The organism is Limnospira sp. (assembly GCF_051859755.1).
GTDB lineage: Bacteria > Cyanobacteriota > Cyanobacteriia > Cyanobacteriales > Microcoleaceae > Limnospira > Limnospira fusiformis.
Genome location: NZ_JBIMLI010000079.1, coordinates 1 through 22,091, shown reverse-complemented (window position 1 = coordinate 22,091; position 22,091 = coordinate 1). Strand labels below are relative to the sequence as shown.

22 protein-coding genes are annotated in these 22,091 nt (G+C 43.8%); 11 read left to right on the top strand and 11 right to left on the bottom strand.

From position 1 onward, the window contains the following. The first annotated feature begins 68 nt into the window (after positions 1 to 68). Both ACTIE0_RS14540 and ACTIE0_RS14535 read left to right on the top strand, forming a co-directional pair. Complete coding sequence (locus tag ACTIE0_RS14540; protein ID WP_006623094.1) at positions 69 to 599, top strand: hypothetical protein; 531 nt, start codon at positions 69 to 71, stop codon at positions 597 to 599. Continuing rightward, a complete protein-coding gene (locus tag ACTIE0_RS14535; RefSeq protein WP_006668348.1) occupies positions 596 to 3,238 on the top strand; it encodes a MinD/ParA family ATP-binding protein in 2,643 nt (880 codons plus the stop codon). Before ACTIE0_RS14540 ends, ACTIE0_RS14535 begins: the two co-directional genes overlap by 4 nt. 164 nt (positions 3,239 to 3,402) lie before the next feature. Here the strand turns inward: ACTIE0_RS14535 and ACTIE0_RS14530 are convergent, their stop codons facing one another. The 8 genes from ACTIE0_RS14530 to ACTIE0_RS14495 all read right to left on the bottom strand — a co-directional run bounded on the left by ACTIE0_RS14530 (position 3,403) and on the right by ACTIE0_RS14495 (position 10,668). Next, positions 3,403 to 3,777: a hypothetical protein gene (locus ACTIE0_RS14530; protein ID WP_006623092.1), complete on the bottom strand. Its 375-nt coding sequence runs from the start codon at positions 3,775 to 3,777 to the stop codon at positions 3,403 to 3,405. Between the two features lie 18 nt (positions 3,778 to 3,795). Continuing rightward, on the bottom strand, positions 3,796 to 3,978 hold the full coding sequence (locus tag ACTIE0_RS14525) for a hypothetical protein (protein WP_111890852.1): 183 nt from the start codon (positions 3,976 to 3,978) through the stop codon (positions 3,796 to 3,798). Positions 3,979 to 4,059: 81 nt separating this feature from the next. Then, entirely contained in the window at positions 4,060 to 4,788 is a 729-nt protein-coding gene (locus ACTIE0_RS14520) for a GGDEF domain-containing protein (protein ID WP_241081005.1), read from the bottom strand. 651 nt (positions 4,789 to 5,439) lie between these two features. Further along, positions 5,440 to 5,817, bottom strand: coding sequence for a response regulator (locus ACTIE0_RS14515; RefSeq protein ID WP_006668345.1), 378 nt, complete (start codon positions 5,815 to 5,817; stop codon positions 5,440 to 5,442). 46 nt (positions 5,818 to 5,863) lie between these two features. Continuing rightward, positions 5,864 to 7,831, bottom strand: coding sequence for a PAS domain-containing sensor histidine kinase (locus ACTIE0_RS14510; RefSeq protein WP_006623088.1), 1,968 nt, complete (start codon positions 7,829 to 7,831; stop codon positions 5,864 to 5,866). A gap of 100 nt (positions 7,832 to 7,931) precedes the next feature. Further along, positions 7,932 to 9,818, bottom strand: a complete 1,887-nt coding sequence (locus tag ACTIE0_RS14505; protein WP_006668344.1) for a response regulator — start codon at positions 9,816 to 9,818, stop codon at positions 7,932 to 7,934. Positions 9,819 to 10,120: 302 nt separating this feature from the next. After that, positions 10,121 to 10,360: a NifU family protein gene (locus tag ACTIE0_RS14500; RefSeq protein WP_006623085.1), complete on the bottom strand. Its 240-nt coding sequence runs from the start codon at positions 10,358 to 10,360 to the stop codon at positions 10,121 to 10,123. Positions 10,361 to 10,395: 35 nt separating this feature from the next. Continuing rightward, a complete protein-coding gene (locus tag ACTIE0_RS14495) occupies positions 10,396 to 10,668 on the bottom strand; it encodes a DUF3386 family protein (protein WP_039932235.1) in 273 nt (90 codons plus the stop codon). Positions 10,669 to 10,976: 308 nt separating this feature from the next. On the opposite strand from ACTIE0_RS14495, the gene ACTIE0_RS14490 reads away from it, so the two are divergent. From ACTIE0_RS14490 to ACTIE0_RS14450, 9 genes are all read left to right on the top strand, one after another. Then, positions 10,977 to 12,143 carry an IscS subfamily cysteine desulfurase gene (locus ACTIE0_RS14490; RefSeq protein WP_006668342.1) on the top strand — a complete coding sequence of 389 codons (1,167 nt, stop codon included), beginning with the start codon at positions 10,977 to 10,979 and terminating at the stop codon, positions 12,141 to 12,143. A 7-nt stretch (positions 12,144 to 12,150) separates the two neighbouring features. Continuing rightward, on the top strand, positions 12,151 to 12,693 hold the full coding sequence (locus ACTIE0_RS14485; protein ID WP_006623081.1) for a GUN4 domain-containing protein: 543 nt from the start codon (positions 12,151 to 12,153) through the stop codon (positions 12,691 to 12,693). Positions 12,694 to 12,932: 239 nt separating this feature from the next. Beyond that, positions 12,933 to 13,997, top strand: a complete 1,065-nt coding sequence (hemE, locus tag ACTIE0_RS14480) for a uroporphyrinogen decarboxylase (protein WP_006623080.1) — start codon at positions 12,933 to 12,935, stop codon at positions 13,995 to 13,997. Between the two features lie 243 nt (positions 13,998 to 14,240). Then, positions 14,241 to 15,221, top strand: a complete 981-nt coding sequence (locus ACTIE0_RS14475; protein ID WP_006668341.1) for an NAD-dependent epimerase/dehydratase family protein — start codon at positions 14,241 to 14,243, stop codon at positions 15,219 to 15,221. A gap of 459 nt (positions 15,222 to 15,680) precedes the next feature. Next, entirely contained in the window at positions 15,681 to 16,436 is a 756-nt protein-coding gene (locus tag ACTIE0_RS14470; RefSeq protein ID WP_006623077.1) for an ABC transporter ATP-binding protein, read from the top strand. A gap of 361 nt (positions 16,437 to 16,797) precedes the next feature. Then, a complete protein-coding gene (locus ACTIE0_RS14465; RefSeq protein ID WP_006623076.1) occupies positions 16,798 to 17,037 on the top strand; it encodes a DUF3134 domain-containing protein in 240 nt (79 codons plus the stop codon). Positions 17,038 to 17,178: 141 nt separating this feature from the next. Then, positions 17,179 to 18,276, top strand: coding sequence for a phospho-N-acetylmuramoyl-pentapeptide-transferase (mraY, locus tag ACTIE0_RS14460; RefSeq protein ID WP_006668340.1), 1,098 nt, complete (start codon positions 17,179 to 17,181; stop codon positions 18,274 to 18,276). A gap of 44 nt (positions 18,277 to 18,320) precedes the next feature. Beyond that, a complete protein-coding gene (locus ACTIE0_RS14455) occupies positions 18,321 to 19,247 on the top strand; it encodes a glycosyltransferase family 2 protein (protein ID WP_006623074.1) in 927 nt (308 codons plus the stop codon). A gap of 38 nt (positions 19,248 to 19,285) precedes the next feature. After that, positions 19,286 to 20,503, top strand: a complete 1,218-nt coding sequence (locus ACTIE0_RS14450; protein WP_006668339.1) for a 5-(carboxyamino)imidazole ribonucleotide synthase — start codon at positions 19,286 to 19,288, stop codon at positions 20,501 to 20,503. Positions 20,504 to 20,616: 113 nt separating this feature from the next. Here the strand turns inward: ACTIE0_RS14450 and ACTIE0_RS14445 are convergent, their stop codons facing one another. From ACTIE0_RS14445 to ACTIE0_RS14435, 3 genes are all read right to left on the bottom strand, one after another. Continuing rightward, the gene (locus ACTIE0_RS14445; protein WP_006619724.1) at positions 20,617 to 20,853 is read right to left on the bottom strand and encodes a hypothetical protein; all 237 of its coding nucleotides are present in this window, start codon (positions 20,851 to 20,853) and stop codon (positions 20,617 to 20,619) included. Positions 20,854 to 21,125: 272 nt separating this feature from the next. Continuing rightward, positions 21,126 to 21,545 (bottom strand): tetratricopeptide repeat protein, encoded by a 420-nt coding sequence (locus ACTIE0_RS14440; protein WP_006623072.1) that lies wholly within the window; start codon positions 21,543 to 21,545, stop codon positions 21,126 to 21,128. 97 nt (positions 21,546 to 21,642) lie between these two features. Further along, entirely contained in the window at positions 21,643 to 22,005 is a 363-nt protein-coding gene (locus ACTIE0_RS14435) for a HesB/IscA family protein (protein WP_006668338.1), read from the bottom strand. Positions 22,006 to 22,091 lie beyond the last annotated feature (86 nt).

Here is a 22,091-nt window from a genome sequence, read left to right as displayed (position 1 = left end):
CTGTTACCTTAACGGGTAATAGTGCTATCGTCGCATTGTCAGGCAATAGCCGGATAAATGTCGCGTAAATGTATCAGCTAAAATTCTCAAATACAGTCGTGATCGCTATAGCCAAAGAACCAAAGGCGATCGCCTACTTATCCCCTCTGAAAACAAAGATAGTCAAAATGCAGGGTTCTCAAAAAATTCAGGTCGGGGTGAGCGACTTACGGCAAGCCTTTCATACTCATTTTCAATCGGCTGAACAAATTAAACATATTTCGGCTTATTTACTCCTATTCTATGCGGTTGAATGTGGGCTAAAGAGCATTTTTCTCAAACGAAACCAGTTGCGAACCACAGCACAGATTCCCGATCCAACCCTCTTATCTGAATCTGGTCATAACCTAGATAGATGGGTCAAGGAACTGAAAATTTCCGCCAGCACAATTAGCCAAACTCCTAATTTTCATCTAGCCAAAGGTGGTTCAACTTTAAACATAGAAAAAGCTCATCAAGTTTGGCGATATGGTATTAAGATTAAGCCTGAAGATGAAAAAGTTTTAGTTGAGTGGTTAAACAGTATTAGCCAATGGATTAAGGAGAACATAAACCGATGATTCCCTCAGATATTCGTCTTTATACTTGGGTTGATGTAGAAGAAGTTTTGCTGCGGAAACAAAAGCAAAATGAATGGCCAAACGGGTTGGTTTGGGCGCGAACCTACTGGGACGGGTTAACCATGGGAATTCGTCCGGGAACTCAAGCAGAAGCCCACGATTGGCTGAGTGAAATCTACGACCCTCGCTTCCGAAATAATTATATTATCTTAGAGAGTGTTGATGAAAATCAACGGATTTTGCCGATTTGTTGGGAAGAAACCGAGGAAGACCCCCCAACTCCTAGACTGACTCCGAGTTTATCCAGACCTGGAGTGCTTTTTCCTCCTAGTGAGAATGTCGAACCTCCGGCTATTATGCCATCAGATTTTCCCCCAGTGGTGGCGTTTCATTCTTTTAAAGGTGGAGTGGGAAGGACTACTCATGCGATCGCCTTAGCCAAGGCTTTAACTGCTAAAAAACAAACGGTTCTGTTAGTTGATGGGGACTTAGAAGCTCCGGGAATTAGTTGGTTATTTGAGCGAAGATTGCCCTATCCTCCCGTTTCTTTTGCGGACTTGTTAGCATTGGTTCATGGTGATGAATCTCCCCATTATGAAACCGCCATTCAATTAGTGAGCGATCGCCTACAAAATGCCTTAATTGATGGGATATTTATTCTGCCATCATTTCGCTCTACTTCAGGATTTACCTCTTTAGAAATTCGACCAGAACATCTGATCCAAGGTTCTAAAAATGCTTTTATATTGACCGATATCTTAGCCCGTCTCGGGAAATATCTGGGAGTCGATGTGGTCTTGGTAGACTTGCGGGCTGGACTCTCAGAATTAGCGACAGGTTTAATTTTAGATCCGCGAGTTTATCGGATATTTGTTACTACCCTGAGCGGACAATCGATCGCCGGAACGGCGAGAGTTTTAGAACTGATTGGAGAGCGATCGCCTTCCACCAGAGAAGAAGACCCATTCCCCGCCTTAATTTTCAGCCAAGTTCCTGAAGATAAAAAATTCACCGATTGGGTGATTGAACCTGAACAACAATTGCTGGAAGCCGCCAAAACATTTATCGAAGACAATGGGGATATTCTCAGAGTAATTACCCCCTTTGCTGATAGTTTGCTGGTTTTACCTCCTACTTGGGAAGAGGTGATGAGTAAGCTAGAGCGATCGGGTATTGTAGATGCAGTTAGTCCACTGCTAGATTGGTTGCCTAGTCCAAGTGGTGCATCAATCCCAGAAAGTCTTCCTAGTTTAAGTTTAAAATATCAACGACAACAGATTAAAGAATTGGCGGAAAAATTGGTTTATGCTGAGACAGCACAAATCGATAATTTTTGGGCAACGATTCCTTTAAAGCAATTGGCTTCAGACCATCGACGACAACTCCCTATTACAGTCGTAGTGGGCGCTAAAGGTTCAGGAAAAACTTATACATTTATGCAAATTGTTCGCCGTCAAAATTGGGAAAAATTTGTCCAGGAAACTGGGGAAACAGTCACAAATAATGCCTTGATAGCTCCCATATTATCATCAAACAATTTAGAGGATAATGCCAAAAAAATAGTCGAAAATGTGCAAAGAGAAACTGCCAAAATATTAATGTTTTCTCATCCTAAATCCTCTAACGATATTCGGGATTATATAAGACAAAATCAGACGGGAAACCTCCATGAAGGTCAGTGGCGGGAATGTTGGCTAGATGTCATAGCTTGGGGGGTGGGATTTAAACCGGAGGAAGCCGGGGCGGGTCGAAAATTAACCGACCATTTATTTAAAAACAAACAGCAGCTTATTGTCGTCATTGATGGGCTAGAAGACTTATTTCAAAACTTTGATAATGATGAAAATCAACAAAAAGCTCTACGCGCTTTACTGCAAGAAGTACCGGAATGGTTGGCGCAACAGCCCGGTCGTCCTTTGGGAATAATTATTTTTGTCCGGCGAGATATTGTCTTGGCGGCGGTGCGTCAAAATGCCGCTCAGATGATGGCTCGTTATCAGCCTTATGCCTTAAAATGGAATCGGCAAGAAGCACTTAGATTAGTGGTTTGGGTTATCAAAAAAGCCCTTCCAGATTTTAACATTAATCTTGACAAACTGCCAGATATGAGCGAGGAGGAAATCACCGATACTTTAGTCCCACTGTGGGGTAAAAAATTGGGTAGTGAAAAATCTAAAGAAGCTCGTTCTGTGCAATTTGTCCTGGCTGCTCTTTCTGATTTCAACGGTCAAATTCAATCGCGAGATTTGGTCAGATTTTTAAAGATAGCCGCCGATAAATCTATGAATGATACTCGGTGGCAGGATCGAATCCTGATTCCTAAAGCAATTCGGGATGCTTTACCGGAATGTAGCAAGGAGAAAATAAAAGAAATTCAGACCGAAAATACTGCCTTAAAAAAGATTTTTGCGAAATTACAGAAATTGGCAGACGCTAACCGCAAAATTCCTTTTAGCCGCGAAGCTGCTCAGTTATCGACTGAGGAAATTAAAACCTTATTAGATAATGGCGTAGTCATTCAGGAAAAAGATGATTATTATATGCCGGAAATCTTCCGTTATGGGTTAAACTTTGGACTGATAGGTAGGGCGCGCCCTCGCGTTTTATCTCTGGCTCGGCGTGCGGGACAAAGTTCTTAATTGGTCAGTAATCAAACCATATATTAAGCAGCGATGATAAATCTGTGCTTTTGACTGATAATTAGCGACTTAGGGTTGCTATTAACAACACTCAGGCTATAAATATGATCATGGTTTTGGGGGCGGATAATTCAGAATGTTTGCTCTAGTGTCGCACAAGCTGATTAACGACTAATCACAATCAATCCCTGGCCAGGGCCTCCATGAATTTCCACTTGAGCTACATCCCCTGTTTCTGAATAAAAGCGAACCGTACTTCTCGACTGTGAGGGTATCGATCGCCATTGACGGGAATTCGAGTCGTACTCTAGGTTTGTGGTATAACCATCATCCCAACGGATCACAATTCTCCGAGAACTTTGTTCAATGGAGCAACCAATTGACTGTGCTTGGGGTTGGTTCTGACCATAAAAACTGCAACGGCCCCGATAGTTTCGGCCGGCTTGTGCTTGACCTGGCTCCATTAGCATCAAGCTGGAGGCGACAAGGACACTGCTCAGGTAGGCAGCCTTCTCTAGTAAATGTGAGCCGAACTTCATGGCGCGTAAACCTTAATATTATTTGATCACAATTCCCCTTTGTTTAGGGTATGACAATCCAATTAACTGGTCAATGGCTTTCGCCCTTAAATTATAGTCTTTTAATCCGGTAGTGCGATCGGGTACTCCCATGACTTGACCAACGAGGTCGAAGGTTTCATAAATGAGCGATCGCCTCGATATTCTCCCCGGTGCAACCAATCACCCACCTGCCAACTCATAACTATCAGCCAACCTCAACGCCCTGTATTTTAATCCCAACCGGGTAAAATAAAAGTCGGGTTATCCCATACAAACTTGGTTGCGACCTTGAGACTTCGCTTGATAGAGTGCGAGGTCTGCTTGCTTCAATAAATCATCTAAGCATCGCACATCTTTGGTCAATTCTGAGATACCAAAAGAAGCCGTTATCTGAAAATCAGATGGGATATCAGGATGGTTAAAGTACAGTTGGGAAATACTCACCCGCAGACCCTCTGCCATGTCTAGGGCTTGTGAAATTTCGCTTCTGGGTAACAAAACCATAAATTCTTCCCCACCATATCGGAACGCTAAATCATTGACTCTCAAAAATTTATTTGTGAGTTTCGCGACTTTTTGGAGGACATAATCACCAGCTAAATGTCCGAACTGATCATTGATTTTTTTAAAATGATCTATGTCTATCAACATTATAGAGAGTGGGAAGCCCATTTGCTGGTGGTAGGCTATCTCTTGTTCTAGCCTAGAATTTAAAAAGCGGCGATTTAATAGCCCGGTCAATTCGTCAACGGTTGCTAACTTCTCAAGTTTTTTGTTGGCTACCAGTAGCTCCCTATAGGTTTCCATGAAGTCGAGTACCGGAAAGCAGAGGGTCTGGGCATTGACGCAGGGGATGGTCAGAAACAGCAGTAAACCCATCATGTGAAAGTTGCTTATTGTATCATCGGTACTCGGAGAAAGGCAGAAATTTAGGAGGATTAATGTTCTGGCAATCAGAACTATAAACAGCATCAGATCAAGCCAAAGCATGATCCTAATAATTGTATTTCTACGCACCGGTTCTCGGAGGACAATTAATCCTGGAATCAGGTAAAGAATTGCATTTAGGGCTGATGTGTAGATTCCAGGTATCCACTTATGGTGCATAATCGATATGAGAAAAATCAGGCTAAAAACAAGTACACTGAGCGCAATAATTAGATATAATTTGTGGATTTTACGATTGATAGATTTGTCTAAAAAAATGAAAATAGAATGGGTTAGCAAAATGGGCATTAAGGCTAGAAATATATTAGATAATGGCAGTGTATATACATTAATTCCATAGCTAAACCTCAAAAACAATAACAGACATCCCAAAGCGAATGAAAAACATCCATAAGCCATCCATTTGAGAAAATCGTGATTCCTAACCTTAAAAAAAGCAATTAAGAATACACCGTTAGCGGTAAAGTTCAACGCGGTAGTCAAAACCAGGGTTGGCAAGTGCATTGATGGTAATAAAACTATTCAATTGGGGTGATTAATATCGCCAGGTTCATCAATGATATGATGGCGTTATTGAACCACAATTACTATTGTACTATCACTCAGATCAAATTTACAGTAAGTTAATATGGTGGTGAAAATATGGTGGGGGCAAAAAAATTTTTGCCCATACCAGGTAGGAGGGAAATAGGGTTAAGTCCAGCCCAGAATTTGGGCAACCTCTTCAGCCAAAGAAAGAGGTTCAAAGGGTTTAGCAATTACACCACTGACACCGAGACTATCAAACTTTTGGCGATCGCTAGATTGAATTTTCGCCGTCAGCAAAATCACAGGAATATCTTTCGTTTGCTGATTCGCTTGTAGTTTTTGAAAAGTAGCAAAACCATCTAACTCCGGCATCATGACATCAAGCATAATCGCGTCTGGGTGTTCGTTTTCGGCTGTTTCTATCCCTTCCATACCACAACAGGCAGTAATTACATTCCATCCACCGATCATTTCCAAACTCAGTTGGGCAATTTCTCGGATGTCATCCTCATCATCAATTAATAGAATTCGCTTAGTTGTCATCTGTTTTCCTTTACTATTTCTGATTTTGATGCTGCTTTGCATCAATTTAGGGGTTAATGGGTAGGCTGACAAAAAATGTACTTCCAGCGCCAAAAATACTTTCCGCCCAAATTTTACCGCCATGCTGTTGGACAATGCTGCGACAGATAGCCAGTCCCAATCCAGTCCCCCCATTTTGTCGAGAGTCCGACGCATCCACCTGTTGAAAACGACCAAAGATAGTCTCAATTTTATCTGGTGGAATACCACGACCGCGATCGCGTACCGAAATCAAAACATCATTTTCCTGTGGTTTAGCGGTAAAATCAATCCGCTTGTTAGCGCCAGAAAAGCGAATGGAATTACTCAACAAATTGGTGAGCATCTGAATAATCCGATCACGATCAACCATCACTTTAAATTCCAGAGGAATCACACAGAGATCCACCCCTGCTTTCTCCGCCACAGGTAACATTTCATCAGCAGCTTGTATCATCAAATCCGCCAGATTGACCCAATCTTTGTGCATGGGAAGCTGACCCGAGTGCATTCTCTCCAGGTCAAGGATATCGTTAACTAAACGCATGAGGCGATCGCAATTAAACATTGCGATATCTAACATCCGTTGGCTTTTTTCCGGACTAGAGGCTAATAAGCCGCTAGATAATAGCCCCAAAGAACCACGAATAGAAGTCAGGGGAGTACGCAGTTCATGGCTAACGACAGAAATAAACTCATCCTTCATCTTTTCCATCGCTTGCCTTTCCGTAATATCCTTAAATGTGATCACAGCGCCAATAATCGCCCCTTCTTGTCGCATGGGGGTACTGACATACTCCACGGGTAAAATTGTCCCGTCCTTGCGCCAGAATACCCCATCTATAACATGGCGAACCTTCCCATCTTCTAGGGTAGCAAAAATTGGCGAGGGCTGGAGGCTATCTGGGTGGGGTTCCCCTGGGGTCTGGGAACGACAATGGCCTTTAGTAATCTGCCGTAAATCGCTCATGATTAGTTCTCTAATATCATATCCAGTCATGCGCGCCCCAGCCGGATTAATAAAGGTGATTTTACCATCTTGGTTGAGACCACAAATTCCTTCCCCCGCCGAATCAAGAATTAACTCATTTTGGTGGCGCAGTTGCTCCAGGGTACACTCAATTCTTTTACGATAACTAATATCCCTGGCAATCATGGAAATGCCTGTAATTTGACCTAAAGCATCTTTAATAGGGGAAATCGTTAGAGAAACATCAATATTTGCACCATCTTGGCGGACGTGGATGGTTTCATAATGATCAATACCGCCTTCCGCTGTAATGCTAGTTAAAATGCGAGGCATTTCATTGGGTCTTTCTGGTAAAGCTAACATCGAAATCGGAGAGCCAATGGCTTGGGAAGCACTATAGCCATAGATTTGCTTGGCTCCTTCATTCCAACTGATAATTATACCATCTAAGGTATTACCAATAATCGCATCTTCCGAAGATTCTACCATCGATGCTAAACGAATATAATCGGCTTCTGCCTGTTTTTTTGCGGTAATATCTCGACCCAAAATTACTAACCCTTTCCGGACTCCCGTGGCTGTAAAAAGTGGCACTTTCATCACATCATAAATTCTCAGAATGCCATCATTTTGACGGATTTTTTCTTCTTCTTGATAGACTTTCTGTAACTGCCAAGCTTTTTCGTCTTTGCACTGAGAATCTAAAAGTATTTCTTGATAACAAGATAAAGCATTCACGTGTTTAATTATATCAAAAATTTCGGCATCAGTTTTACCACGATAATCAATCTTATTTAATTGCAACAGGTCTAAAACTGCTTGATTTGCCTCTAGCCATCTCCCTTGGCTATCTTTAAAACAAACCAGATCGGGAATAGCATTAATTAGCGTTTGCAATAGTTCGGAACTGGCTCGTAATGCTTCCTCAACCCGCAGGCGATCGGCAATTTCTTGCTTGAGTTGTCGATTGGCTGCTTTGAGTGACTGGATGAGTTTCGTTTTTTTCGGAGTTTTTTTTCTCGCCATTGGATTTTAAAAACCTCATGGAGCATATAAATGAGATGAAATAAAATGACTTTATTTTATGTAGAATTAGGTCATACAATAGCTAGAATATCTAGCGGTTTTAGTGATAGGCAAAATCGGTTCTGGTGGCTAGGTTCTGAGTTCTTTTGAGTCTATTAACAATGCGAGTAGCAAGTTCCGATCCGGTGAAAGGTTTGGTTAAATAATCATCGGCTCCGGCTTGAAAAACTTGCTCGCGAATTTGGCGATCGGTTTGGGCGGTGACAAACAAAACTGGGAGACCTCGCCAACGAGGATCATTGCGGACAATTTGGCATAATTCAATGCCATTGAGATGCGGCATTTCTATATCTAAAACTAACAAGTCAGGGTGGCTTGATTCCAGGGTTTTCCAAAATTGGCGAGGGTCGTCTAGGGTTATGGTTTGAATACCCCAAGGTTGCAGTAACCCTTGGATTGCTGCTAACATTTGGGGGTCATCATCGACAATCATCACCCTGGTATTGATGGCATAATACTGACGGAAAACATCCCTGACTACTGCGATCGCCCTTTCTATGGTGACAGGTTTTTCTAAAAATGCACTACCACCTAGCCGCACTACTTCTACCCGCTTACTGATATCTCCTTGGGTCGTAAATACTACCGTCGGTATGGGGGGCTTTTGTTGGGTCAGGTCAACTAATAGCTGACGGAAAGGATAGCGATCAAAGTTCAGTAGCACTACTTGGGGAGAGGGGAGGAGTTGAAGCATATTTTTTTCCCTACCGCTGGGAGTACGATCGCATATTTTGCGTATCGTCGCTTCTTCCGTGATAATTTCCGCTTGGATCTGATGACGACTCGCTTCTATAATTAGGTTTTGGATAAATGGCTCGTTGGTATCAATGATTAGTAGCCGGGGAGAATCGATTTGCTGTTGGTCAGAGGTACAATTGTTGGGGCTCGCGGTTTCGACTATTTGACGCAGGCGACCAATCAGAATTGACAGAGATGGTAGGTGTTCAATAATTAGGGGGGTGTCAAGTTGCAGGATCAACTCAATTTCACGAGCCACAGTTGACCCTTCCCTTCGTCCGAAGGTTCCCAGTGATCCCGCTAGTTTGTGCGCTTCCTGTCGCGCCTGTTGTTGCATTAGCAGATTGATCTGTCCATCATTGGCGGCGCCGATCGCTTTTTCAATCGTGATTATGCGATCGTCTAGGGTCTCTCTAAATCTTTCCCAAACTTTTTGGATCGATTGATTCAGTTGGAATTGGCGATCGCCATTGGGTTCTGAGTTAACCCTCGCTGTCGCTGAATGGGGTTTCTCCAAATTCTGATTTAGTCGATATCCTAACCCATAGACAGTTTCGATAAACTCAGCACCAGCACCAGCCGCTTTCAGTTTTTGTCGTAATCCCTTAATATGAGCGCGGACTGTATTAGCAGAAGGCGGATCATCAAAAGTCCACAACTTATCTAGGATTTTATCAATACTGAAAGTCCGTTGACGGTTCCCCATCAATAGTTCTAGTAACCCATATTCTTTCGGGGTTAGTTTCAGCGGTTTTCCGTTATAACTAACATCGCAGGTGCTAGTATCCAAAACCATTTTTTCATAGGTTAATACTGATGATGTCGCCTCGCTACTACGACGCAGCAAAGCACGGATACGAGCCGATAATTCCGCAATATCTAACGGCTTTACCATGTAGTCATCGGCTCCCGCGTCTAAGCCTTTCACTTTGTCCTGTTGATTATTGCGCGCCGTTAATAGCAGTATCGGAACTTGGAAATTATGCGATCGTAATTGGTGACATAAACTAATACCATCCAGCAATGGTAGTTCTATATCCAGTAAAACCAGATCATAACTGCTGCTTTGGATATATTCCCATCCCTGCTGTCCATCATTGACGAGATCTACCTGATATTTCTGGCTCGTCAGCATGGCGACCAGAGCATCTGCTAGGTGTAAATCGTCCTCAACCAGAAGAATACGCATTGATGCACTTAATGTTGGAATTGTTGAGGATAGATGGATTTAGGAAATCTCTGTTTATCCCCCAACTCCGAGAGCAAAACTCAACTCTCTTCCTGGAGAAACAGCCGAGTAAATTACCCATTTTCCTGAGAAATTCCCCGATCCCCATTTAGTTATTATCGTTCCTCACCTATAAATTATAGGGTAAATTCTGCCCAAAAAACTGCCTCTGGACAATTAACCGCCACCCTCTGGCTAATTAGGGGGTTCCACCACCGCTATTGATGAGAACCCCCATAACCTGAAACTAACAGTGACAGTTATTACATAACTGATTCAACTTCCGCAATTTCCGGGATTCTTTCCCGCAGACGGCGTTCAATCCCCATTTTCAGCGTCATCGTCGAACTGGGACAGGAACCGCAGGCTCCTTGAAGCCGTAGCCGGACAATAGGACCGTCAAGTTCTACAACTTCCACGTTTCCACCGTCAGCCATCAAATAGGGACGTAGTTCATCCAGGACGGTTTCCACATTTTCTGGAGTCAGTGCTAAAGTAGTCATGATTTATCGGATCTGTTGTGCGATGTATTGAACAATTATGATCTTACCTCCATTTTAGCTAGTTCGGCTACTTCGTCTTCCTCAACCCAAATCTCTACCGCGCCAGAATCATCGGTTTCTCCTAGGCTCAATTGATTTTGACCATAGGAGTTCTCAAAAGTTTGATGTTGGCGCTCAGTCACCACATCCCTTAATGGGGTATCAACGCTTTGGTGGACTTCTTCCGAGTTAGCTCTGGGGTAATCTGAATTTAGCCAGTATAGCCATGTTGGTAGGCTTGGCGAAACGGCGATCGCCAGCAATCGCAACTCTCAAAACTTAGATATTACCTATTATAATCTATTGACCGTAAATTTACCATAATTTTAGGAAAATTACCGATTTTAAATTATAATAATCTCGGCGCTATGGATATAAATTCTGTGTATACATACCCTAGATCTGATTTTTGGGCTACCATACCCACAGCCTTGTATTCTGATTATTCATTTAAAGATAGACCCCTGGGGGATTTCATCAATATATTATTCCCCATCATTCCCCCTTTTGCTACCAAACCTATGGCTATCTACTCACTCTAAATAATAGTCTCAAGTATTAATCAAAGTTATCACCCATGTCTGCACGTCCTATTTATCTTGATTTTCATGCTACTACCCCGGTAGATAAGCGCGTTTTAGAAGTGATGATTCCCTACTTTACCGAACACTTTGGCAACCCCGCCAGTGTCAATCATCTCTATGGTTGGGAAACCGAAGCCGCCGTTAAACAAGCGCGACAAATTATCGCTGATGCCATTAATGCTACCCCCACCGAAATAATTTTTACCAGCGGCGCAACCGAAGCCAATAATTTAGCCATTAAAGGAGTAGCAGAAGCCTATTTTAGCCAGGGTCGTCATCTAATTACTGTGGCTACAGAACACCATGCAGTCCTCGACCCCTACGATTACTTACAAAGCCTAGGATTTGAGGTAACTTTACTCGGCGTTAAACCCGATGGCTTAATTGATTTAACCGAACTAGAAGAGGCTTTGAGACCCGATACAATTCTAGTTTCAGTCATGGCTGCTAATAACGAAATCGGGGTATTGCAACCCCTAGCAGAAATCGGGAAAATCTGTCGTGATCGCCAAATATTATTTCATACAGACGCGGCGCAAGCCTTGGGTAAAATACCATTAGATGTCGAAGAAATGAACATTGATTTAATGTCCTTAACTGCCCACAAAATCTATGGACCCAAAGGCATTGGTTGTCTGTATGTGCGTCGTCGCCAACCCCGCGTCAAAATCGCCCCGCAAATTCACGGCGGCGGACAAGAAAGGGGCATCCGTTCAGGAACCCTTTACACCCCTCAAATTGTCGGATTTGGTGCAGCAGTAAAACTAGCTTTAAGTGAAATGGCAACCGAAGCCAAACGGTTAACCAAATTACGCGATCGCCTTTGGAATCAACTGTCAACCCTCGACAATATCCGTCTGAATGGTCATCCTACCCAACGCTTACCCGGAAACCTAAATGTCAGTATTGACGGGGTAGATGGTCAAGCATTACTATTAGCATTACAGCCAACAATGGCAGTATCATCAGGTTCCGCCTGTACCTCAACCCGCATTGAACCTTCCCACGTTTTAAAAGCCTTGGGAGTCCCCGAAAATCTAGCTTATGCCTCCCTGAGATTTGGGATAGGAAGGTTTAATACAGAAGCCGAAATTGACCAGGTAGCACAGGAGGCGATCGCCACCATTAAAGTGCTAAGAAGAGTTGTATCTACCCGATAAATAATTCATGGCAAAACCTGAATATTTAATGATTATTTTTACCCTGATTTGTAGTCTCCTATCTTTAGGGATGGGTATGTTCACAAATCCCAGAACTTCTCAGATCGCCCCCCTCCCTCCCGACTACGATCGCCTAGGGAATTTAATCAGCTTTGGTGCTTGGCAAAAAGCCGAACGTCAGACCTATCGAATGATGTTGTTAATTATGGGTAAAAAAAATCAGGAACTCACCCCCAAAGATATCGCCAAGTTTCCCTGTCACGAATTGAGCCAAATTGACCAAACCTGGCACCAAGCCAGCCAGGGGGAATTCAGTTTAACCAGACAACATCAAATCTGGCAAAATTTTCAGCAGTTAGACCCAGATACCCCCTTAACCTTTGCCTCTGTTAATTCATTCATCAAAAAATCGAACATTTGTCGGGATAGTCAGTCCCCCAACTATCCGGCTATCCGTTGTCATGAAAAACTCAACCTAGCCATATTTTCCCGTCTGCAAAAATGCCAAATTTCTCACCCGTCTCCGACCCTATTAGAAACCAAAATTTGACCAGTCCCTCTCTGAGGAAGTCCGAGTCAGAAGTAGACCAGGTGAGTCAACATCAAAAAATCCCCCAGCGCCACCACCACAAACCCTAGTGGTAGCCCATGGCAGATCAACGTTACAATTCTTTACCAAACTTGGGCTAACTCCTCATGCCAGAGATATCCCCAGACGATCGCATAATGGTAAGCTACTAAATGGCTCAATCAATTATTCCTTGACTTAGTAAGTAACATTAATTACCCATGACCGACTCGACCCAAACCCCTTATCTGTTGCGCGCTGCGCGTGGTGAAGTCTTAGACCGTCCCCCCGTGTGGATGATGCGGCAGGCGGGTCGCTATATGAAAGCATATCGCGATCTGCGGGAACAATATCCCTCCTTCCGCGATCGCTCTGAAAAAACAGATATCGCCGTGGAAATTTCCCTACAACCCTTCCGCGCCTTTGCGCCAGACGGAGTGATCCTATTTTCAGATATCCTGACTCCCTTACCCGGTATAGGCATTGATTTCGACATCGTGGAAAGCAAAGGTCCGATCATTGATCCGCCTATCCGCACTCAGTCTCAAATTGACCAACTACATCCTATCGAACCAGAAGCCTCCCTGCCATTTATTCGGGAAATTCTCCAAACTCTGCGCCGCGAAGTCGCCAACAAAGCTGCCGTGTTAGGATTTGTAGGCGCACCTTGGACCCTAGCAGCTTATGCCATCGAAGGCAAAAGTTCTAAGGATTACACTATTATCAAAAGTATGGCATTCAGTGAACCTGCCATGCTACACCAATTTTTGGGTAAACTGGCTTCTGCGATCGCCACTTACGCCTGTTACCAGATTGACTCCGGGGCCCAGGTTGTGCAAATGTTTGATTCTTGGGCGGGTCAATTAAGCCCCCAGGACTTTGAAACTTTTGCTTTACCCTATCAACAGCAAGTCGTTAAACAGGTCAAAGCTAAACATCCTGATACCCCTCTGATTCTCTATATTAACGGCAGTGCCGGAATTTTAGAGAGAATGGGTAAATCTGGAGTTGATCTGATCAGCGTTGACTGGACCGTGGATATGGCTGAAGCTAGAAATCGCATCGGTCACCATTTGGGAGTACAAGGAAATATTGATCCTTGTGTTTTATTTGGATCTAAAGAAACTATCCGCGATCGCATTTTGGAAACTATCCGCAAAGCCGGAAACCAAGGTCATATTCTTAACCTCGGTCATGGAGTTTTACAGAAGACCCCAGAGGAAAATGTTGCCTATTTCTTTGAAACTGCCAAACAAGCAGATCAACTATTGGCAACTCATGTCTAACTGTCACATCTTATTGATTCTCAGAAAATGGCTTTCTTATACGGTTTTCGGTATCCATCAATATACCTTCCCAAAAACTGGTTTTTAAGAATCGTCAATAGTCAACAGTTACTTGCAGAGGGGGTGTTTCCCCTGGTCGGAAAAATTAATTAATCATTAATCATTGATTCCCCCCTGCCTCTCCTCTTCTCCCTCCCTCTCTTAGCCTGTCTCCTCTGTTGTCCGCCTGCCTCTTGTTTTGTTATGACCAAAAGAGTTTTCATCACTGGTGCTAGTGGCTGCATTGGTCACTATATCGCCGAAAGTTTAATTAATCACACTAATTATGAACTGTACTTTTTTGTTCGTAATCCAGACAAGCTAGGCTTTGATTATCAAAAACGACCAGATATTCACATTTTATTAGGTGATTTGCGAGAGATTGATAAATTCTCCGACTTATTAAAAACCATTGATATCGCCATTTTGGCAGCCACATCATGGGGCGGAAAACCTGAAGTCTTTGATGTTAATATAACCAGTACCCACCACTTACTCAAATCCCTCGATCATCAACGCTGTCAGCAAGTCATTTATTTCTCTACAGCCAGTGTCCTTGACCGCCAAAATCAACTCATCCCCGAAGCTGGAGAAATTGGCACCGATTATATTAGCTCAAAATATCATTGTTTGCAGCAGATTTCCCAAAACTATCCTGATTTTCCCCCCTTGCGGGTTCTCTTCCCTACCCTGGTTTTGGGGGGAGATACGGATAAACCCTATTCCCATCTTTCCTCTGGTCTACCACAGGTGGTAAGCTGGATTAATCTGATTCGCTGGTTTAAAGCTGATGCGAGTTTTCATTTTGTCCACGCCGCCGATATTGCTACAGTTGTCCAATATTTAGTTAATCATCCCCCACAGTCTCCACAACCTGAATGGCTGGTTTTAGGAAACCCACCCTTGACATTAAATCAGGCGATCGCCGAAACTTGTGCCTACTATCACAAATCTATCTATTTCTCCATTTCTCTCTCTCTGTGGTTGGCTAATTTTTTCATCATTGTATTTCGCGTACAAATGGCTGACTGGGACCGCTTTTGTTTGAATTACCGCCATTTTACTTACCAAAACCCTGTTAGTCCCTCTACCTTCGGCGAAATTACCCGCTTTCCTACCCTAACCCATATCCTCGCAGAGTTTGCACCTACTACTTCGTCTTCTTCTTCCTCTCCCTCTCCCTAGTCCCCTTTTTTTGTTGATTTTTTATTCAGCCCACCTCCCGCCGCGCCCAGGGGGTTGACAGGACGGGGGAAAACTGCTACGATGAAAGTGGCAAGTTACATAATCGAAATATTAACTTAAATAAAAAAATTGCAAATATCTCGATTATCTAATAATAGCACAAAATACTCAACTAAGCAACCCCTTCCCATCCCCCTATCGGCGGGGGCGATAATTTTGTTACAAAACTTAATATAAATTAACAAATCTCGCGCCGCGCCCAGGGGGTTGACAGGACGGGGGAAAACTGCTAGGATGAAAGTGGCAAGTTAAATAATGGAAATATTGACCTAAATAAAAAAATTGCAAATATCTCGATTATCTAATAATAGCACAAGATGCTCAACTAAGCAACCCCCTCCCATCCCCCTATCGGCGGGGGCGATAATTTTGTTACAAAACTTAATATAAGCAAAGATTATGAAAACCTTTCCGAGAGAGATTGGGAATAAATCTCAAAATGAGTCACCAAAAGCGATCGTGCATTTAGAAGGAGTGAGCAAAGTTTATGGAATGGGAGACATAGAAGTTAAAGCCTTAAATGGTGTGAGCCTGACGGTAGAACCAGGAGAATACTGCTCAATTATGGGAGCGTCCGGTTCAGGAAAATCCACAGCCATGAACATTATCGGCTGTTTAGATCGTCCTAGTTCAGGTTCTTATCAATTAGACGGGGTAGGTGTCGCCCAAATGAATGAAGGGGAACTAGCCAAAATTCGGAACCTAAAAATTGGTTTTGTGTTTCAGCAATTCCACCTTCTGGCACAAATGACAGCCCTCGATAATGTGATGTTACCAATGCTCTACGCGGGAATTTCCGCCAAGGAAAGGCGAGAACGAGCCACAGAGGCCCTAATTAGGGTAGGTTTAGAAAATCGTATGCACAACAAACCCAACCAACTATCTGGGGGACAACAGCAAAGGGTGGCGATCGCCCGCGCCATTGTCAACCGTCCAGTATTATTACTAGCAGACGAACCCACAGGAGCTTTAGACTCCAAAACCACCCAGGAAGTCATGGATATTTTCACCGAAATGAATAACAGCGGCATGACTGTAGTTATGGTAACTCACGAACCCGATGTAGCCCGCCAAACCAAAAGGGTAGTTTGGTTTAAAGATGGTCAGGTGATTCATTCCCACCTGAAACCCGAAGATTTGCATCATGCCATTTAAACAAAAAGGGCGACCCATTCGGCTACCTGCAAATCAGGATATACAAAAATCAATCAATTATCTGTAGTTTCTTATCCCCAACAGCTAGACCCTCAGCAGCACCAGGCGTAGAACTCCGCAACCTCTTCCCGGGTTTGGGTAGAAGGATTTACGGGTGGGAGTGCGGAAAATTTGGTCAAATCATGTAGATTGTTTTAGGAATCGTGGTAAATTATGGACGGCTTCAATATGGATCTCTATTGGTACTTTCTGCCTAATAAACATATAGGAGCCACAGTAAACTAACTCAGGCGCAATAGAGTCGAGGGGATGACTCCCAAGACTCTTAGCCGGGGTAAACTGAATCACGAAACCAAAACCTATGCAAAATCCCTCTTTGCGCGAAACCCCAAGCCATGAACCCGCTGATGTGATTCCATCTAAACAGCAGGTTTCCCTGTTAGACTGGCTAACCCAGACTGGGCGCTTGATTCCGCGAGACACTGTTCAGGAACCTGTGAATAGTTACAGGCCCGACGAAGAAGAAATATCAGAACTCATGGTTGATGATCCTTCTTATGTTGATGAGGATGAAAGCGATGATGAAATCGACGAAGACTAAGGAACAGTGCCACTAATCGGAGTAGCGATTGAGTGCGGGTATCGACTGAGGAAGATTTATCAATGGGGACTCATAAGTTACCCTAGTGCAAATTGTATTTGCCTACAAAGTTTTTGGTGTTGAGGATTGATTGAAAAACCTGTGGATAGTAAATTTACTAACTCCAAGTCCCTACAACTATCAGGATCGTATTTATTACTGTTCCTTTGTTTAGGATTGAGCGCTTTCGCCATTGGCTTGGATATGACAGTAAGCCACCTCTGGCCTACTAATATTTCCTTGTTCGTACCGTTTACCATTTGCGCCTTGGTCGTGGCGGCGACCGGACAGTGGATTATCCCTATCTTAACCCGGATTAAAGCGGGACAGTTCATCCGGGAAGACGGTCCGCAAGCCCACCTCAAGAAAGCGGGAACCCCAACCATGGGAGGGATTTTCTTTATTCCGGTCGGTATTGCGATCGCACTAGCCGGCTCAGGATTTGATGCTAATGTGATGGCAATTTGTGCGCTCACCGCTGCCTTTGGTTTAGTGGGGTTCATAGATGACTGGCAAATCTTGAGACGAAAATCTAATAAAGGTATCTCTGCTAAGATGAAATTGGCGCTGCAAGTGTTGTTTGCAGTGCTGTTCTGTATTTGGTTAGCCTACAATCAGGCTTCGGTAGCATCTAACATCGCCTTACCCTTTGGCTTAACTCTATCCCTAGGGGTGTTATTCTGGCCTCTCGCTACATTCGTTCAGGTGGCGGAAAGTAATGCCACTAACTTAACTGATGGGGTTGATGGTTTAATGGGAGGATTAGGAGCGATCGCCTTTTTGGGAATGGCCGCCTATCTCGCCCCCACTTACCCAGAAATTGCCCTATTTTGTGCCTGTATGTCCGGCGCTTGTGTAGGATTTGTTTCCCACAACCGCAACCCTGCTAAAGTATTTATGGGAGACACAGGAGCCTTAGCTTTAGGGGGAGCCTTAGCTGGGGTGGCTTTGATTACTAATACCCTCTGGGTGTTATTAATTATTAGTTTGATTTTCTTAATCGAAACCCTGTCTGTCATTGCCCAAGTGACCTACTACAAGGCGACTAAAGATGCCAACGGAGTTGGTAAACGTCTGTTGAGAATGGCTCCAATTCACCATCACCTCGAACTTTCTGGCTGGTCAGAAACTCAAGTTGTAGGCTGTTTCTACTGTGTACAAGGCTTACTAATTTGGGTTGTTTTTCTGATAGCTGGTTAGGGATTTTCTTTTGTGGTTAAAAAGTTCAATTTGAACTGCCTATTATGCCATATATTTCTGTTGTCATCCCTATCTATAACGGCGAAGCGGATTTTCCAGATTTGATTGATTGTTTGCGATCGCAAATTTACCCAACCAATCAGGTTGAGTATCTGCTAGTAGACAATAACAGCAGCGATCGCACTGGGGAAATTCTGCAAACAGCTACCCAAGATCCAACCCTGCCCCTGCGACCCCTGACGGAAAATCAAATCCAAAGTTCCTACGCAGCCCGAAATCGTGGTATCCGCGCCGCCAGAGGCGAAATTATCGCCTTTACCGACGCTGACTGTCGCCCAGAACCGGAATGGTTAAAAAACCTGGTACAACCATTTGGAGATGATCAAATCGGCATAGTAGCAGGGGAAATTATCGCTTTACCCGGAAACACTCTCCTAGAAAAACACGCCAGCCGCCAAGATACCCTTTCTCAAAAACACACCCTCGCACACCCTTTTTATCCCTACGGTCAAACCGCTAATTTAGCCGTGCGACGAGACGCATTCCAAAAAACGGGGTTATTTCGTCCCTATCTCACCACCGGGGGAGATGCTGATTTGTGTTGGCGCATTCAACAGCAAACCAGCTACAAGTTAGCCTTTATGGAAAAAGCACAGGTCAAACATCGCCACCGCAGCACCCTCAAAGGATTACAAAGTCAGTGGCGACGCTATGGAGAATCCAACCGCTATCTTCACCAAATCCACGGCGTGGATTTAATGCCTCAAATGCAGCCTAAAGACTATATATATAGCCTGGGGCGGTGGATAGTCAAGGAATTGCCCATCAATAGTGCTAAGGCGATTATAGGTCGCGGTGAGTGGGTTGATGTGGTGGGGACTCCCATAGGTCTACTTAATGCTAGATGGCGATCGCAGGGTCAGCAACAAGCAAGTCTTCCTGAACAAGCCAAACAGATTGATCAGCTTTAATCACATAAAACCGTCAAGTGTCGCGGAGGTTTTTTACGATGAACGTCACCCTTATACCCCCCCCTTCCAATCAAACACTTACCCGCGTTGGTGTCATTGGCGGCGGACAATTAGCTTGGATGATGGCTAGTGCGGCTAAGAATTTGGGGGTGTCTCTGGTGGTCCAAACTCCCCATAATAGTGATCCGGCTGTGGCGATCGCCACCGATACGGTTTTAGGAAATATTGCTGATGCGATCGCTACTCAGGAGTTAGCTAAACGCTGCGATGTCATTACTTTTGAGAATGAGTTTATTGATCTTGATGCCCTCCGGGTATTGGCAGAAGCCGGGGTCTGTTTCCGCCCCCGTCTGGAGGCTTTAGCACCCCTGTTAGATAAATTTGAGCAATTATCTCAATTACAAGGTTTAGGCTTGCCTGTGCCTCGGTTTGAGGCTCTAACACGGGTTGAAGGTGATCTTAACCCTCAGATTACACAAGGTTTGGGTTATCCGGTAGTTCTCAAAGCTAGACGGCATGGTTATGATGGCCAGGGAACCTTTATCATTCCTGATGCTGCTACCTTGAAGGCTACCTGGGCGAAGTTTGATTATCCCCCCATGCTACTACAGGAGTTTATCCCCTTTGAACGGGAATTGGCAGCGATCGCCGCCCGGTCAGTCACCGGAGATGTCGCTATTTATCCCATCGTGGAAACTATCCAACATGATCAGGTTTGTCATCGGGTGATCGCCCCCGCTAAGATTAGCACCCATTTACAGGATCAAATTAATCGATTAGCCCATACCCTTCTCCATGGTTTAGACGTGGTGGGGCTATTTGGTATTGAGTTTTTCCTGACCGCTTCTGGGGAGGTTTTGGTGAATGAAATCGCCCCCCGCACCCATAATTCCGGTCACTTTAGCCTTGATGCTTGTCATACCTCCCAATTTGAACAACATTTGCGGGCGGTCTCTGGTTTACCTTTGGGAAATCCTGACCTTAAATGTGGCGGCGCGGTGATGGTGAATTTGTTGGGGTTTGAGTTGGCGGAAAATGACTATTTAGCTAAACGGGAACAACTGGCTGCTATTCCTCAAGCTAAAGTTCACTGGTATGGGAAAATTCAGTCCCGTCCGGGTCGTAAACTGGGTCATGTCACCGTGTTAATTGATACTGAAGACCCAATCCATACTCTTCAAGAGGAAGCACAGGCGATCGCTCAACAGATAGAATCTATTTGGTATGGTGATCAACTTCCCTACCGCCATCAGTAATCATACTCATTTGACTGATTGTTACCCCCCCCCAAAAAAAAATAGCTGTCCTTACCTGTGAGGACAGCCTAATTTATCTAATTTATAGGTATATACTCTTAGTATTTAATACTCTAAGATTCTGCACTCTCCCCTGACTGAGATGATTGTAAATTATCAGGATCGACATAGTAGCAAACGGAATCTAAGCAAATTAACGCCCAGCCCGACTCTTCAATGTTTTTTAACTTGTAAGCACCCTGCTGCACAAAAAAGCCTTTATGATTGCGGGTATCAGCCTTAACGTAAACTTGGTTATCATTAACCTGGTTATCATTGCCCATAGTTATTTCTACGTTATCATTGCCCATAGTTATTTCTACTCCTTGTGTTATCAAATTGGTCTGCTAACTTCAAATAAGATTGTTAATGCGTGAAGTTCCCAAATCTTATCATTTATTTTGCCAATTGTTGGTTAAATAATATTATTTTTTGTAAAGGAGTTTCAAGAGCTACCTAGTAGGAATATTTACTCAGTCGCCCTATTCAACTGGAATTTACTTGAATTGCCGTGAACAGACCCGATAATTTCAGGTCTATTACTGGCGATGCTATATGTTAGCATATCATCAAATTAGTATTGCTAAAGTTCTAGCAGCCATTGTTTAACCCTAAGTAAACTTTTCCATTCAGGTTTGCGAGTCAATCCATCGTCCAAATTTTTTTTGACTTCCTCTAGCCACTCCGAATCAGCCATAATCATCTGTTGAGCCATTTCTACATGGGGACGAACCCCGGGTTTTTGTAAATCCAACATCGATACGGCTAAATTTACCCTAGCTTGGGGGTCGTGGGGATTTAATTTAACTGCTAACTTGGCGGCTTTATAAGCCGCAGAAGGTTTATCAGCAAGGAGGTATAACCAAGCTAGGCTAGTCCAGGCGTTACTATTTTTAGGAGAGCGATCGCACACTTCACGAAACACGGGGATTAAGGTATCCATAGCTTCCCCAGCTTGATAACGCTCAAATCCTTCCTTAAACAGTTCTTCAGTAGTTTTCATCGTTAGAGAGCAAGTATTACAGACTACAAAGCGATCGCCATTGTCTAACTACAATCTGCGATCGCCTTTAATCATACCTGATGTAGTCCGTCAAAAATCAAGTAGCAAAGGACTTACCACAGCCACAGGTTTGACTAGCATTAGGATTAGTAAATTGGAACCCACCCCCAATCAAAGCGTTGCTGTAGTCAAGGACCATACCATAAATATACAGCAAACTCTTGGGATCACAAACAACCTGAAAACCATTATGGTCGAAGACCTCATCGGTATCCTGGATGTTATTGGGTTCAATAAAATCCATCATGTAGGACATACCAGAACATCCCCCCTGACGGACACCCACCCGTAAACAGAGGTCTCTACCCTGCTTCTCGCGCAGGAAAAGCACCTGCTGAACAGCAGCATCAGTCATCTGAATTCCTTGGGTTGGGGTTTTAGACTCAGTTGCTTGTGTCATTGGCTTTCCTAACTGATACATTTACGCGACATTTTTCCGGTTGTTCCTGGACAATGCGACGATAGCACTATTACCCGTTAAGGTAA